At 49.6% G+C, this 15,885-nt stretch carries 14 protein-coding genes; 5 read left to right on the top strand and 9 right to left on the bottom strand.

The window, feature by feature from the left end; translation table 11 throughout:
• Positions 1-116: 116 nt before the first annotated feature.
• The 3 genes from RM811_RS00400 to RM811_RS00390 all read right to left on the bottom strand — a co-directional run bounded on the left by RM811_RS00400 (position 117) and on the right by RM811_RS00390 (position 3,769).
• Positions 117-2,297, bottom strand: a complete 2,181-nt coding sequence (locus tag RM811_RS00400; protein ID WP_402519585.1) for a heavy metal translocating P-type ATPase — start codon at positions 2,295-2,297, stop codon at positions 117-119.
• A gap of 281 nt (positions 2,298-2,578) precedes the next feature.
• Positions 2,579-3,316, bottom strand: coding sequence for a 23S rRNA (guanosine(2251)-2'-O)-methyltransferase RlmB (gene rlmB, locus RM811_RS00395; protein ID WP_402519582.1), 738 nt, complete (start codon positions 3,314-3,316; stop codon positions 2,579-2,581).
• Positions 3,317-3,439: 123 nt separating this feature from the next.
• Positions 3,440-3,769: a hypothetical protein gene (locus tag RM811_RS00390; protein ID WP_402519579.1), complete on the bottom strand. Its 330-nt coding sequence runs from the start codon at positions 3,767-3,769 to the stop codon at positions 3,440-3,442.
• A gap of 237 nt (positions 3,770-4,006) precedes the next feature.
• Here RM811_RS00390 and RM811_RS00385 point away from each other — a divergent pair, with 237 nt between their 5' ends.
• From RM811_RS00385 to RM811_RS00365, 5 genes are all read left to right on the top strand, one after another.
• Positions 4,007-4,300 (top strand): ArsR/SmtB family transcription factor, encoded by a 294-nt coding sequence (locus RM811_RS00385; protein ID WP_402519577.1) that lies wholly within the window; start codon positions 4,007-4,009, stop codon positions 4,298-4,300.
• Positions 4,301-4,357: 57 nt separating this feature from the next.
• The gene (locus RM811_RS00380) at positions 4,358-4,786 is read left to right on the top strand and encodes a YeeE/YedE family protein (protein WP_402519575.1); all 429 of its coding nucleotides are present in this window, start codon (positions 4,358-4,360) and stop codon (positions 4,784-4,786) included.
• A 9-nt stretch (positions 4,787-4,795) separates the two neighbouring features.
• Entirely contained in the window at positions 4,796-5,215 is a 420-nt protein-coding gene (locus RM811_RS00375; protein WP_402519573.1) for a DUF6691 family protein, read from the top strand.
• Positions 5,216-5,580: 365 nt separating this feature from the next.
• Positions 5,581-6,147: a hypothetical protein gene (locus RM811_RS00370; RefSeq protein WP_402519571.1), complete on the top strand. Its 567-nt coding sequence runs from the start codon at positions 5,581-5,583 to the stop codon at positions 6,145-6,147.
• Between the two features lie 100 nt (positions 6,148-6,247).
• The gene (locus tag RM811_RS00365) at positions 6,248-6,619 is read left to right on the top strand and encodes a YybH family protein (protein WP_402519569.1); all 372 of its coding nucleotides are present in this window, start codon (positions 6,248-6,250) and stop codon (positions 6,617-6,619) included.
• A gap of 84 nt (positions 6,620-6,703) precedes the next feature.
• Here the strand turns inward: RM811_RS00365 and rnr are convergent, their stop codons facing one another.
• From rnr to hflK, 6 genes are all read right to left on the bottom strand, one after another.
• Positions 6,704-9,325: a ribonuclease R gene (rnr, locus tag RM811_RS00360; RefSeq protein WP_402519566.1), complete on the bottom strand. Its 2,622-nt coding sequence runs from the start codon at positions 9,323-9,325 to the stop codon at positions 6,704-6,706.
• Positions 9,326-10,317: 992 nt separating this feature from the next.
• Complete coding sequence (locus tag RM811_RS00355; RefSeq protein ID WP_402519564.1) at positions 10,318-11,610, bottom strand: adenylosuccinate synthase; 1,293 nt, start codon at positions 11,608-11,610, stop codon at positions 10,318-10,320.
• A gap of 162 nt (positions 11,611-11,772) precedes the next feature.
• Complete coding sequence (locus RM811_RS00350) at positions 11,773-12,969, bottom strand: ATP phosphoribosyltransferase regulatory subunit (RefSeq protein WP_402519561.1); 1,197 nt, start codon at positions 12,967-12,969, stop codon at positions 11,773-11,775.
• 246 nt (positions 12,970-13,215) lie between these two features.
• A complete protein-coding gene (locus tag RM811_RS00345) occupies positions 13,216-13,410 on the bottom strand; it encodes a DUF2065 domain-containing protein (protein WP_402519558.1) in 195 nt (64 codons plus the stop codon).
• Between the two features lie 308 nt (positions 13,411-13,718).
• The gene (hflC, locus tag RM811_RS00340; protein WP_402519555.1) at positions 13,719-14,594 is read right to left on the bottom strand and encodes a protease modulator HflC; all 876 of its coding nucleotides are present in this window, start codon (positions 14,592-14,594) and stop codon (positions 13,719-13,721) included.
• Positions 14,591-15,757, bottom strand: coding sequence for an FtsH protease activity modulator HflK (gene hflK, locus RM811_RS00335; RefSeq protein WP_402519552.1), 1,167 nt, complete (start codon positions 15,755-15,757; stop codon positions 14,591-14,593). The genes hflC and hflK overlap by 4 nt, the downstream gene beginning before the upstream one ends.
• Positions 15,758-15,885 lie beyond the last annotated feature (128 nt).

Raw genomic sequence — 15,885 nt, 5'->3', positions numbered from 1 at the left:
AATGGGTATTAGCTATGGCGAGGAGCTTCATCAAAATGGCTGCGCAGCCCATAGTTAGAAGGTGAAATGGTATAACCTGCCGGTTGACCCGACAGGCTACGATTCATTACGCAATATCATTTACTGCGCATCAGTCTCAATGCATTCAACGTCACCAAAACAGTACCACCGGCATCCGACAGCACCGCTGCCATTAAACCGGTCACGCCAAACAACGTGGTTAACAGGAAGAAGGTATTAATACCCAGCGCCAGCATAATGTTCTGACGGGTAATCCTTGCGGTGCGCTGTGACAACCGAATCATTCTGGCCAGCTCTGGCAGACGTTCGTGGGTCAGTGCCGCATCCGCAGTTTCCAGCGCCACATCACTGCCTCGGCCCATGGCAATCCCGAGTTCAGCGGCCTTTAGTGCCGGGGCATCATTGATACCATCGCCCACCATGGCCACCGCACCCTGGTTTTTGGCCTGCAGTGCCTGAATAGCCAGCACCTTATCTTCCGGTAACAGCTCAGCCTTAAATTCAATGCCCAGTTTACCGGCAATGGCTGCCGCGGCACGCTGGTTATCACCGGTCAACATAACACTGTCGACCCCAATGGCTTTCAGGCTGGCAATGGCCTCTGCCGCATCTTCCCGCAAGGTATCCGCCAGACCAATCAGACCGAGTACTTTGTCGTCATCCAGAACGACGACGACGGTATTGCCTGCCGATTCATGTTGTTCAATGAGGCTACCCAGATCATGCGTTGCCAGCATCTTTTGCGTTACATGCCGTGGCGCAAGAATTCTGACCACCTGCCCGTCGACTTCACCTTCAACCCCCTTCCCTGCCAATACCCTGACCTCTTGTGCCTCCGGTATCCACAGTCCACGCTCCCTGGCGGCATCAATAATCGCTTTGGCCAGCGGATGGCTGGAACCCTGCTCCACCGATGCTGCCAGAGAAATCAGCGTATCGTCATCCACACTGACCGGTTCAATCACGGTCACCTGGGGCTTGCCTTCCGTCAGGGTGCCGGTTTTATCAAACGCCAGCAGTTTAACCAGACGAAGCTGTTCCAGTGCCGCCCCCCCTTTTATCAGAGCGCCAAAACGTGTGGCTGCTGCCAGGGCCGAGGTCACCGCCGCAGGAATAGAAACCACCAGCGCACAGGGGCAGGCGATCAGCAGGAGTGTCAGGGCTTTATAAAGCCAGGGCTCCCAGGCAGCGCCCAGCAACAGGGGTGGAACCACCGCCACCAGTGCGGCAATACCCATCACCAGCGGTGTATACCAGCCGCTGAAGGTATCAATCAAACGGGCAATGGGTGCCCGACGCTCTTCCGCTTCCTCAATCAGTTGAATAATGCGGTCAATGGCATTTTTACCGGGCTCAGAGGTCACTTCCAGACGAACCACCTGATTAACCACCAGGCAACCGGCCATGATCTTTTCACCCGTTCCCCGGGTAACAGGCATCGATTCGCCGGTCAGGGCGCTCTCATCAAAAACCCCCAGGTTTGAAATGACAGTGCCATCCACGGGCAGACGATCACCCGGGCGTACTTCAATAATGTCGCCGCGCAGGAGAAACTCGGCAGGCACATGTTCAACCCGCTGATGGTTTTCAATCCGGGTGGCGGTATCCGGCGTCAGGTTCATCAGACTCTTGACACCCGCCCGGGCTCGCCGTGCGGCAAACCCCTCCAGCAGTTCCCCTAATGAAAATAGGAAAAGAACCAGCATGGCCTCAACATTTTCCCCCAGTGTCAGGGCGCCAACCGCCGCGACGGTCATCAGGCTTTCAATACCAAACCAGGTGCCACTTCTGGCTTGAGTAAAGGACTTTCGGGCAAATGGCACCACCCCGATGGCCGTTGCCGCATAAAATGCAATTCGACCCATCTCCGGATCAATCAGCGTAGCCAGAGTGGCGATGAGGGTCAGAGTGGTGAGTAAAACAACGGTTGAATGAGACTTCCACAGGGGCTCTTCTTCACTGGGCGCGTCGGAACTTTCCAATCGAAAACCCAGATTTTTTACCCGAGCTTCAACCGCTTTGGCAACCTCAGCAGAGTCCATGTCAACCAGCAGACGTTCGGTGGCGAAGGCAACCCTTGCCTGGCTGACACCCTCAAGCGTCGACAGGGCATTTTCAATTTTCCGGGCACAACTGGCACAATCCATACCGTGGATAAACCATTTTTCGCGAATGACACCTTCAGCAGCCATGGCAACGGAGGCTGCGGCCTGACCAGAACTGTGTTTGCAGGTACCAGCATGACCGTGATCATGATGTGACTCAGAGCCGTTCATATTTGCCTCATCAATATAAAACTTAACATATAAACCATTGTTTATATGTTCGTGTGTTTATATGTTTACGTCAATTTATTTCTGTTTATATTCTCAATATGAATAATGCGTATAAATACGGGATATCAGGATAACGGGGTTTCCGTTGCAGGCTCTATGACAATTTTCAGAAAAGGGGGTTCAGACGTAAAGACCGCTGTCCGCTGTCCGTTGCCCGTTGCCCGAAAAAGTCGGTACGCTTGCGCTTGTGCGGATAACGGACTGCAGACTGCGGACAACGTTTAAGGACGCCGTTGTCTGACCGCCTCAAAAAGACACACGCCAGTTGCCACAGAAACGTTAAGACTACTGACTGAACCGGCCATTGGAATGAAGATCAAAGAGTCACACAGATCTCTTGTCAAACGACGCATGCCTTTTCCTTCAGCACCCATCACCAGAGCCAGCGGCCCCTTTAAATCAGACTGATAGATATTGGTGGAACTTTCTCCTGCGGTACCAAACATCCAGATACCCCGTTCCTTCAACCATTCCATGGTGCGTGCCAGGTTGGTTACCTGGATCAGTGGTACATTGTCGGCAGCCCCACAGGCCACCTTGCTGGCCGTTGCATTCAGAGAAGCGGAATTGTCTTTTGGTATTATCACGGCATGAACACCCGCAGCATCAGCGGTTCGCAAACAGGCGCCCAGGTTATGAGGGTCAGTAATGCCATCAAGAATCAACAGAAAGGGAGGCACATCCATACCATCCAGAATATCTTCCAGATCTTCTTCTCTGTAGACCCGGGCAGCAGACACTTTCGCCAGGATCCCCTGATGAACCCCCTCCACTTTGGCATCAAGGCGACTTCGTTCAACAAACTTTACCGAAACGCCCTGATCCCGGGCCTGATCAACCAGCGCATTAATTCGTTTATCCGTTCGCCCTTTTTGAATCTGCAATTCAAGCACTCTTTCAGGCGATTTTTCAAACAGGCTCTGCACCGCATGCAGGCCAAACACTACATCATTATTCATTGATTTCTCATCTGAAAGCCTTAACAGGCCAGGGGAAATTAAAACGGAATATTAGCAAAATCAGAAGGTAAGGAGCTATTGTTGATAAAGTTATCAACAATAGCTCACTAGATGAGCAGTCTGTTACGCAGGATTCGAACGCGTATAGCGGTAAATAAGACAACCCCCACCAATCAGTACTCCTCCGGCAATAACCCAGGGCACTACCTTTACTGCAGCGACTCCCAGAAGGACAGCTCCAACGGCCATACCAGCAAGTACAACGATTCGAAATGCTTTCATCGGTTTACTGGGTGCTTTACTAACCCAGTCACGAAGACCTTTCACGGTCTCGGTAAACGATTTAACCACTTTCTTTAAACCAAACATTCCCCCTGAGGAGCTGCCCGTTTTTGTATGAGGTGAAGAATAACCGACTCCGCCAATACTTGATGCTGGTTGCGGTTTACACATATTGAACTCCTTTTCAAATGTCTACGTTGCAACACAGGATGCTTATATTTGAGAAGAATCACACTAACAGTGGAGTAAGAAGCACTGACAACCCAATAATCTTTATATAAATCACATTGTTGTGAAATAAATAAAAACCATTATTTAGTATTAGCTAATAAAGCATTGACTAAAACACTTGAATTGATACGATTAACCCTCACTTTCTGCCAGAAACCCTTATAAGGAATTCACCCTATGATGCTTGAAGAAATGAAATCCAAAGCATCGGAAGCGGCCGGTATTCTGAAAGTCATGTCTCACCCCGAAAGGCTGATGGTACTTTGCCAGTTAGTCCAGGGAGAGATGGGAGCCGGTCAGTTGCAGGAAAGTTCCGCCCTTAGCCAATCGGCATTTTCTCAGCACCTTACGCTCTTGAGAAAACATCAGCTGGTGACATTTCGTAAAGAGTCCCAACAGGTTTATTACTCACTGGCAGACCCCCGGATTGAAGAGATTGTCACTACTCTGCACAGGGTGTTTTGTCATTAATAAGTAGCAGAAATCACATAGCAGTCACTTTTTCAGAATAAAAACAGGAAGATTTATATGGAGTTTACAATTCCATGGTCGTCACTTTTCGGCGGCATGATGATGGGCACTGCAGGTATTCTTCTGCTGCTCTTTAACGGAAAAATTGCCGGAATCAGCGGCATTCTTGGCGGCCTTCTTTCTCCCGGTGGCAAAGAATTTCTGTGGAGACTCCTGTTCATTGCCGGAATGATGGGCGGCGGCTGGCTTTCAATTCACTTTCTCGACGTCTCTTTTCCTGCGCAATATAGTTTAACCAGTTCAACGCCATTACTGATTGTTATTGCAGGATTCCTGGTCGGTATTGGTTCTGGCGTCGGCAGTGGCTGTACCAGTGGTCATGGTATATGCGGTATTGGACGTCTTTCCGTTCGCTCGATTATTGCCACCTGTGTGTTTATGGCAGTGGCAGGGATTACCGTGTTTATCCGACTGCATATGCTTTAAGGGGGCTTTATGTTTTATGTGATCGCTTTACTTACCGGTTTGCTGTTTGGCATGGGTATGGCTCTGTCCGGCATGATAGATCCAAATCTGGTAATCGCCTTTCTTGATATTACCGGACACTGGGATCCTACCCTGATCTTTGTGATGGGTGGTGCATTGATGGTTTTTATTCCCGGATACCTGTTGCTTATTAAACAAAGGCAACAACCGTTACTGACTGAAACCTGGAGCCTGAACAATAACAAGACCATTGACTGGCGACTGATCATTGGTGCCAGCCTGTTCGGTGTTGGCTGGGGCTTGCTGGGCGTATGCCCGGGGCCAGCGATAACGTCGTTGTTTGCTGGCAACACTGACGTCTGGCTATTCATTGCTGCGATGATGGCTGGTTTGATGGTCAGTAAAAAACTGGCTCCAATTGCTCGCTGAACGCTATTCCCTGCACTGTTCCGGACTTTTTGGACATTAGTCCGGAACTGATTTTTGTTTTTTTGTTGAGATATTGAACATTCTCTGCAGGAGCTGGTCAAAGGGGAACCGCAGGTAACAGCAATACAAAAGGCGAATCAACAATGGAATCCGGTTCAAGAATCCCCGCTGGGCAAAAGACTGACATATCATATATGGAGAACCGTCCGGCACCAGAGGGTAACACCAGTCACGGTCATCGCCTGGTTGCAAAATATAGTCAGGAGAGTGGTCAGAAGGAAGCCTGCACCCTTCTGACAATGGGAAATCATAATAACGAGTCTCTACAGCAAGATTCGTCTCGGGTAACGCCTCTGAAAGGTCGATTGACCCATTTACTCAATCAGCTTAAAAACACTTTTTCCTTTTCTTCTGAGGAGAAAATTGACGAAAAGAAACTGGCGCAAAAATACAGAAAAGAAGTTAAAGAATCACTTCATATCCATGATTTAAAGAAAAAAATGCTGGAGTATTTTGCTGATGATCAACAGATGGCTAAATTCTATCAACTCTATCAGGGTTCTGGGGCTACTTTACAATTTCGTATTGACTTCACTGGCAAAGACCAGAACAGAAAGCTTGAAGATTATCAAAAAAATGATCCGGTTTTTTTTAAACTCTTACTGTCTTACCCCAAGCTAAATGAAGAAGACAAAGCAACATTGAACACTGGAAAACCATTTACAGTTGAAATTACCGTTTTGACGCGGGAAGAGTCTAAAAGCAAACCTTCAGTGAATGAAGAAAGTGAAGAACACAAGTCTGATATTGCCTGTGCAGCCCCAGCCCCTCCCGGCCCAACTGGTCCAGCCAACAGATCACCGTCACTTGAAAATAACCCCAGATATCTCAGCAACGCTGAATATTCACCGGCTTACAGCGATATCTGGTAATTCAGGCGTCACCGCATTCTTATTAAATGGCGCAGCTTACCTGTCTGATACTATGATTTAATTCATCTCCACCGACTGCCCGAAGGTTAGGAACATAACCATGACTGAACAAGTTCTGGAAACATGTAAAGCTGGTATTAACGCGTGGCAACAAACATTCAATTCACAAGATGCAGCTGGGTGTGCAGAGCAGTACGCAGAGGGGACGACCATGGTCGCCAGACCATTTGGTACTTTTGTTGGCCGGGAACAGATTCAGGCGTTCTGGCAGAACATTATGGACCAGGGGTTTGCCGATGTGGATTATACCGATGTTGAGTGGACACCGGAAGGCGACGATGGCTATATGCTTACTGCCAGCTGGACCATGAACAAAGCCTATGGTGTTGTCCATAAGGAGCACTGGAAGCTACAGAACGATGGCAGGGCCCGACTGGAGTTTGATGAGTTTGAAGTGCAGGGTGAACGTTAATATCCGGCAGGTGTTAGTTTTTTGGAACCGTAAAGTACACAGAGAACACAAAGTCTTTTCTTTGTGTTCTCTGTGGTTCAATCCTCAACTACTCTTCCGCTTCCTGGGCTGCTTGCCCGCTGGCTTAGGCGCTTTCGCCGGCTCAGACTTTTGAGCACTGCCCTTTTTCTTTTTGGCCGCTACTTTCTTTTTTTCTGAACTGGCCGGTTTACGATTTTTGTCCTCTGCTTTCGCCGGTTTCTTTTTAGCGGGCTTTCTGCCTGAAGGTTTACGGCCTTCTGATGACCCTTTCCCTTTTTTAGCAGCCTCTTCTGCCGCCTTGGCCTCCCTCAGCAATTTTGCCTTGGCCGCAGCAGACTTAAACCGACTACCCTCTGCGGCACTGCCCGCAGACCTATCGGATGAACGAGACCTTTTAGAAGCGCCTGACTTAGAGGCCCCTGATTTTCCTGAAGCCTTTCTTCGGCCCGGGCTGCTCAGTGTTGACAGCAGTTCAAAGTCGATCTTCTTATCATCCAGATTAACTTTGCTGACCATCACTTCCAGCTCATCGCCAAGACCGAACCGACGCCCGGTTCGCTCACCTTTCATACAGTGATGAACATTGTCGTAAACATAGTAGTCATCTGGAAGACTGGTTACGTGTAACAGGCCTTCAACAAATACATCCTTGAGTTCAACAAACAGACCAAAGCCAGTGACCGCAGCAACAACGCCAGTGAACGTTTGACCAATATGCTGTTGCATATAGTCACACTTCAGCCAGTCCATGGCATCACGGCTCGCCAGGTCGGCCCGTCGCTCGGTAGTAGAGCAGTGCTCACCCAATGACTGAATATCGGCTGCGCTGTAGGGGTAAATCCGTTTCTCAGGAATCGGTTTGGCACCTGCACGGACCACATGCCTGGATGGCATTTCAGAACGGACAATACGGCGAATCGCCCGGTGAACCAGCAGATCAGGATAACGACGAATAGGTGAAGTAAAATGAGCGTAGGCTTTAAAAGCCAGGCCAAAATGCCCCTGATTATCCCCGGTATAAACCGCCTGACTCATTGAGCGCAGAATCACCGTCTGGATTACATGGAAATCAGGACGGTCTTTTACTTTCTGTAGCAGAGCCTGAATATCTTTTGGCGTCACCTTCCCGGAAGGTACTGACAGTGAAAGACTGCCAAGGAAACTGTTCAGGTTGAGTTTCTTCTCCAGTGACGGGCCTTCGTGTACACGATAGAGCCCCGGCAGATTATGCTTCTCCAGAAACTTTGCAGCACAGACGTTGGCAGACAACATACACTCTTCAATCAGCTTATGAGCGTCATTTCTCACCGTAGGTACAATCTGCTCAATTTTCCGATGCTGCCCAAAAACAATCTGCGTCTCAACCGTATCAAAATCAATGGTTCCCCGTTCACCCCGAACAGAAATCAATGTTTTGTACAGAGAGTACAGCTGATCGATGTGCAGAGTCAGCAACCGATACTCGCTGCGTAATGCCTTGCCTTCGTCACTCAGAGGCTCCGACAGCATTGCCCAGACTTTGTTGTAAGTCAGCCGGGCATGGGATCGGATAACACTCTCATAAAATTTGTAGCCTGACAGCTTGCCGCTGGCACTGATGGTCATTTCACAGACCATGGCCAGCCGGTCCACTTCCGGATTCAATGAGCAGAGCCCATTAGAAAGCACTTCAGGCAGCATGGGAATGACATGACCGGGGAAATAGACGGACGTTCCCCGATTGACTGCTTCCTTATCTAAAGCGGAGCCAGGCTTCACATAGTTAGAGACATCCGCAATGGCAACGAACAATCGCCAGCCGCCAGCCTTTTTGGGCTCACAATAGACGGCATCATCAAAGTCACGAGCATCCTCACCATCAATGGTGACAAAGGGCGTTTTACGCAAATCAACCCGAAGGGCTTTATCAGATTCGGCGACCTCGGCAGTAAATCCTTTACACTGAGCCTCTACGTCTTCTGGCCAGGCATGAGGAATGTTGTGGGTGCGTAACGCCACCTCAACTTCCATGCCCGCATCGGCCCTGCCCCCAAGAATCTCCTTAACAATCCCCATGGGCATATTACGGCGCCCGGGCTGCTCGGTTATCTCCAGCAGAATATACTGACCTTCCGTGGGCATCAGGGGACCGGGCTGGATAATAATCTCCCGACTGATGCGTGGGTTCTCTGGCACCATAAATGCCGCACCAGACTCGGTGTAATAGCGTCCAACGACTTGCGTCGTATTTCGTTCAAGAACCTCGACCAGCTGACCTTCCTTGCGACCCCGATGATCAACCCCCGATTCACGCACAACGGCCCGGTCACGATCAAAAAGCTGTCGCATTTCCCGTGGAGAGAGGTAGAGATCATCACCGCCACCTTCGGGAATCAGAAAACCAAAGCCGTCTTTATGTCCCTGAATTACACCCTTGATCAGATTCATTTTACTGATCAGGGCAAAAGCATTCTTACGGTTTTGCAGCAACTGGCCATCACGAATCATCGCTTTGAGGCGAAACATTAACGCTTCTTTCTGTTCCTCATCATTGATGCCCATTTCATGGCATAGCGCCCGATGGCTGACCGGCGCGCCCCGCTGCTCAAGAAATTCTATGATGTATAAACGACTGGGAATGGGGTTCTCATATCGCTCTGCTTCCAGGGAAGCCTGACTGTCCTGGCTTTTCCACCCTTTTGACATGTGGTTATCGCACCTCTTTATTCGTATTCAGCTCATGGCTGCCTATACCGCTCATGGCTGCTTACCATGAAAATGCCGCCTACATGATTTCTTCCCAGCTTTACAGTTCGGGCGAGGCATTATTTTCGATGGTCCGGAACTCCGGCTTATGGCTGTCTGACCAGAATAAAAGTACAGGTTCAGACCGGTGGTGGAGGTAAAAATTGAATCCATTCCGTATTAGTACATGTATCAGACTGTCAATGCAAAGGACTCAGATGAAAATTGAAGACGCATCGCCATAACAGAATAGCCGACCCAGAACAACTGTCCTACTTTTCGCTCTCTTCCCTCCTGCAGAGAGACGAGGTCTGAATGAACTATTCTGATTATTTATTGTCTACCTACAGAGAACAAAGAGATTAGAGTTATTCCATTACCGTCCTGTAGTTAGTGCAGCACAAAGCAAATAGGTAACATACAGATGACACCTGCCAATACCCATAATGAAAATCCTTCATGGTCTATCAGAGAAGTTAATTATCTCCACGTAGGAGGTGCTGTGGGCTGTGCTACCGGATGCTTTCTCGGACACAGTTGCTGTGCTTACTTTTGTACCGGTTTATGTTTTGGCATAGCTATGAACTCCTTTTCCAGTAATGAACATAATTGCCCTGATGACTATATTACTAGTCTTGATCATCTACTAGATAGGTTTGCAGTGCTTATGGATGGCAGCCCCTCCATCTACAATAAAAACTCTACGGGGAAAACAGCTCCCGTTGTTACACAACCTAAAACAAACAAGAATCATTGAGGTAATTAAACCTCGTTCCCACGCAGAGCGTGGGAACGAGTCTGCCTGGAGTTTTGCGACAACTGCGAAGGCGGGAATCTACCACGAGCAGTGGGTCCCCGCCTTCGCGGGGATGATGGTTGGGTGCTGATTATTGCGACACACGCAGGTCCCCCCAGGGCCTAAAAGCGTGGGAACGGAGTAGAAGGTTACCTGCTCAGGCAAACGGCTGGCGCAGGATCATAGTCTCTACACGGTCAGGACCCGTAGAAATAATATCAATGGGCGCACCCGTCACTTCCTCAAGACGCTTGATGTAGGCCAGCGCATTGGCAGGCAGCTCATCAATGCTCTTCGCACCAAAGGTAGACTCAGTCCAGCCGGGCATCTCTTCATAAACCGGCTGAATCGCTTCGTACTCTTCCACATCCACTGGCGTAGTGATGGATTCGCCGTCGGCATTTTTATAATCCACACAGATGCGGATAGTCTCAAGGCCATCAAGCACATCCAGCTTAGTCAGGCACAGGCCGCTCACAGAGTTGATCTGAATAGCCTGTCTCAGGGCAACAGCATCAAACCAGCCACAACGACGTGGACGGCCGGTAGTTGCACCGAACTCATTACCTACCCTGGCAAGATGACGTCCATTTTCATCATCCAGCTCTGTCGGAAAAGGTCCAGAGCCAACACGTGTCGTATAAGCCTTGGTGATACCCAGAATATAATCCAGATACAGAGGACCAAAACCAGTACCGGTTGAAGCGCCACCGGCAGTGGTATTAGACGACGTTACAAAGGGATAAGTGCCATGATCGATATCCAGCAGAGAGCCTTGTGCTCCCTCAAACAGAATATTGTCACCGCGCTCACGGTGCTCATGCATGCGGTCAGAAATACGATCAATCATCGGAAGCAGTTCTTCAGCCATTGCCAGAGTCTCATCCAGCACCTTCTGATAATCCACAGCCTCTACTTTGTAATAGTTTTGCAGAGAAAAGTTGTGATAATCCATCACCTCTTTCAGTTTTCTGGCAAAACGCTCAGGGTGCAGCAAATCAGCAACACGCAGGCCTCTGCGAGCCACTTTATCTTCATAGGCAGGACCAATCCCACGGCCAGTGGTACCGATTTTTGCTTCACCACGGGCCAGCTCGCGAGCCTGATCCAGAGCCACATGATAAGGAAGAATCAACGGACAGGAAGGACTGAGTTTCAATCGCTCACGAACAGGCACCCCAGTCTCTTCCAGTTGCTTCATCTCTTTCAGCAGCGCTTCAGGAGAGAGCACAACACCATTACCAATGTAGCAAATAACACCTTCACGCAGAATGCCTGAAGGAATCAGGTGCAGAACGGTTTTCTCACCATTAATAACGAGGGTGTGTCCGGCATTATGGCCGCCCTGAAAGCGAACTACCGCTTCAGCCTGCTCTGTCAGCAGATCAACAATCTTGCCTTTACCTTCATCACCCCACTGGGTGCCAAGTACGACAACAGTCTTACCCATGGAATCGGTCTCTTAGTTTCAATGCGATACAGCCCACAGACTGCATATTTAACTTAAAATCCGCAGATCATCTACGGACCAGCTGTGAGCGGCGCTCTATGAAGAGAATGCCGCTCACTCCGAATTATGAAAATAACAACAGTCCGCAATAATGCGGCATTTTCATAGTAAAAAAGCGGCAACCGGTTCAACCAGCCATTCGCCGTCACGGCAGATCAGCTGATGGTTGCAACCCATGCCCGCTGCGTCTGTCTCTTCCCCGGGCAGTTGTCGAACTACCCGTTCCCCCTGTCGACGCAGAGTCTGCACAACGGCAGCATCCACATCAACAGGTGCAAAAATGGTCGTACCTTCTATGCAGTCTTTTGCACTTTCAGCTTTGAGTTCCAGCAGAGCTTTAAGATCCGTACTGAACCCTGTTGCTGGCCGGGATCGGCCAAAAGCTTCACCAACCCCATCATACCGCCCCCCTTTTGCTACGGCCTGCCCCTGGTCTGGGAGGTACGCGGCAAAAACGACACCGGTATGATAGTTATAGCCTCTCAACTCACCCAGATCGAAATAAAATCCGGTACCGGGATAGAGCCTGGTAATTTCTCTGGCAATGACTTCCAACTCATCCAGTGCAAGAGCAACACCCTCCGGTGCATCCACCAAATTATCTCTTGCCCGTTCGAGTATTTCGGGACCACCTGCCAGCTGAGGCAGAGCTCTCAACATTCTGCCAGATACACCGTCTATCTCCCACTGAGTCAGCAGCTGTTCAACTTCAGAGATGGCCTTTCGCTGCAGCGCATCAAACAGCTCCATTTCCTGACTGTCTGACAACCCGGCCTGAGTCGCCAGCAACCGATATATCTGCACATGCCCAAGATCAAGGCTGACAGAATCTGCATCCACCCGGGTCAGCGTTTCCAGCATCAGGGAAATCACTTCCAGATCACTTTCAATGCCAGAGTGACCATAGAGCTCTGCACCGATCTGAATCGGTGACCTTGAGGCTCCCAGTGATGCCGGGCGGGCATGAAAGACACTACCGGCATAGCAGAGTCTTACTGGTCCATCCATTTTCAGGGTATGGGCATCAATTCTTGCCACTGCGGGTGTGGTATCTGCCCTCAACCCCATAGTTCTACCGGTCAGCTGATCGGTTACCTTGAAGGTTTGAAGGTCAAGGTCATGACCGACACCTGCCGTCAATGACTCCATAAACTCCAGATGAGGAGGAATCACCAGCTGGTAACCCCAGCGGTCAAACAGGTCGAGTATGTCGCGCCTTAACTTTTCAGCACAACGGGCTCTGTCAGGCAGAATTTCCTCAATTCCATCAGGCAGAAGCCAGCGATCAGCGACGGTCATAACAGCCTCTCTTATTGTTACTGTGGAAGTTTTGTCTTCGCCCTTCGCTCTTCATCCATCAAATAAATCACCAGGGCGAAGTGGCCGGGAGTCTTTCCGAGAATTGCTCCGTAATGAGGACAGTAAAATATTGAGGATAAAAGTCTGATTTTGTGAGGAGAATAGCAAGGCTATTTGACGAACAAAACCAGATTTTCAGACCACTTTACTGCTGCCGCGCAGGGCAGTCTACTCTTGGAAAGACTCCTATCCATTGATTAAATAAAGCAAAGCCACACCCACCAGCATGCTGACCAGACCAGCTATTCTCAATTGCCGGTCATCAATTTCAGCCAGCCGGCTTACCAGTTTTCGCCACCGCTGAGGGTAAAGAAATGGCACAATGCCCTCAAGCACCAGCATCAGGCTGAGGGCAACCAGTAATTGCTGTCCAAAGTCCATTGCCACTCTCCCAAAACAGCCGTGAGCTAATAACAGTCACGAGTTACCGTCTAAGGATTTGTCCTGAAATAACTTACCCATTTTGAACTCAGTTTCCGTTCACTCTGAGCGAGGCGCTTTCCGCCTCCCAATCCCCGCTGCCCGCTGCCCGTAAAAGCATGTGTCTTATCTTTTTCGGGCGGCGGGTGGCGGACAGCGGGCGGCGAAAACAGGAAAATTATTTAGGGTCAAATCCTAAGTAACCCACACACGAAAAAACCGGGCGAGCCCGGTTTTCGTGATACTACCACTCTATTGGCAAGAGTTCATTATTTGCCTTGCTTATCCTGGTTAAAGTAGCGGAAAAAGTCACCCTTGGGCTCAATCAGCATGATATCACCGGACTCTCCAAAGCTCTCTTTGTAGGCTTGAAGGCTTCGATGAAATGCGTAGAACTCAGGGTCCTGCTGGTAAGCCGAGGCATAAATCTCAGCGGCTTTAGCATCACCATCACCACGAATCATTTCAGCCTGCCGGTAAGCATCGGCCAGAAGGACACGCTTTTCACGATCCGCATTGGCCATGATACCCTCAGCCATTTCCTGACCACGGGAACGGTAATCCTGAGCCTCTTTCTCACGCTCAGACGACATACGTTCAAATACCGAGTCGCTAACCTGAGGTGGCAGATCAATCCGCTTGATACGCACATCCATGATGCTGACACCCAGCTCTTTCTGAGCAACTTCATTCAGGGATTTGGTCAGTTCTTCAATCATCTCATCACGCTGACCGGAAACCACTTCATTCAGGGTGAGACTACCAAACTGGTTCCGCATGCTGGACTCAGCTCGCTGGGCAAGCAGGTTACTGGCACGGAATACATCACCGGCTGTCGCACGATAGAAGTCGTATACATTGTGAATTCGCCACTTGATGTAGGAATCCACAATAACCGCCTTCTGCTCAAGGGTCAGGAAACGCTCGGAAGGTACATCCAGCGTCTGCAGACGACCATCAAATACCTTGACCTTGTCAATAAGCGGTATTTTCACATGAAGACCCGGCGGAATACTGTCACGAACCACCTGGCCAAAGCGAAGCTGCACCGCTCTCTCCCGCTCGGAGATAACAAAGAGGCTACCCCATGCCAGTATCACAACAACCAGAGATATAATCAGTCCGGTAAAGGCTTTCTGACTCATCGACTTACCCTCCCCCCACTGGCCCGCGAGCTATTAACACGCTTATTCAATTCTTCTGTCACCCGGGTGGTGATCTCGTTCAAGTCCTGTGCAGACAGCTGTCTTGATGGCAAGCTACTGCTGCCACTGGACTGTGTCAGTTTATCGAGAGGCAGATACATCATGTTATTGCCACCCTCAACATCCACAAGCACCTTACTGGAATTACTGAACACCTCTTCAATGGCTTCAATATACAGACGTTCACGGGTTACCCCTGGCGCCTGCTTGTATTCATTCAGTAATTTCACGAAACGATCCGCCTCACCTTCCGCTCTGGCCACCACTTCTTCACGGTAACCATTGGCATTCTCAATAGTACGCTGAGCCTGACCACGGGATTCAGGAACGACCTTGTTGGCATAGACCTGAGCCTTGTTTTTGGCTCTCTCTTCGTCCTCACGAGCCCGGATAACGTCATCAAAAGCCACTTGCACCTCTTTTGGAGGCTGAGCACTTTCAATGTTTACCTTAGCGATATTAAGACCCGTACCATAGCTATCGAGGTAAGCCTGAAGACGGTCACGCACCTCAATACCCATATTTTCACGTCCTTCTGTCAGCACCTGGTACATCTCGGAACCACCGACAACGTGACGCAATGCACTTTGCGTGGCTTCCTCAAGACTTACCAGCGGCTTGGCCACATTAAGGACATAGTCTTTGATATCCTCAATGTTGTACTGAACCGACATGGCGACTTCGACAATGTTTTCATCTTCAGTCAGCATCTGCTGGTTAAGGTTATAGGTGCGCAGCTCGGTAACACGTTCCTGAAACTTGGCATCGATGGGAGGGAAGTACATATGCAGACCTGCGCTTACCGTCTCTGAATACTCACCGAACCGGAGAATGACCACCTGTTCTTTTTCATCAACGGTATAGACCGCATTCCAGATATAGGCAGCAGCGGCCAGAATCAGAATACCGATAAACATCCCGGATGAAGAGCCTGATTGCCCAACACCACTGGAGCCACCTTTGCGGCCACCGCCAAACATTGAATTCAGTTTTTCCTGAAATTTTCGAAACGCATCGTCCAGGTCTGGTGGTCCTTGCTTATCGCCTTTCTTACCACCGCCCCATGGATCCTGGTTTTTTCCACCCGGCTCGTTCCAGGCCATATAAGTCTCCGTAGATAAAGGTAATTCCTGAGCCCGATTGTAGGGTTTTGATAGCGAATAGCGCAAGCCAAATTAGTAAAGACCGCAACGGATTTTCTTTACAAATCCTGAATCAGAGTCCTTTTACC

This window comes from Endozoicomonas sp. (assembly GCF_031844845.1).
GTDB lineage: Bacteria > Pseudomonadota > Gammaproteobacteria > Pseudomonadales > Endozoicomonadaceae > Endozoicomonas.
The sequence above is the reverse complement of the archived record's forward strand: the minus strand, read 5'-3'. Positions and strand labels throughout refer to the sequence as shown.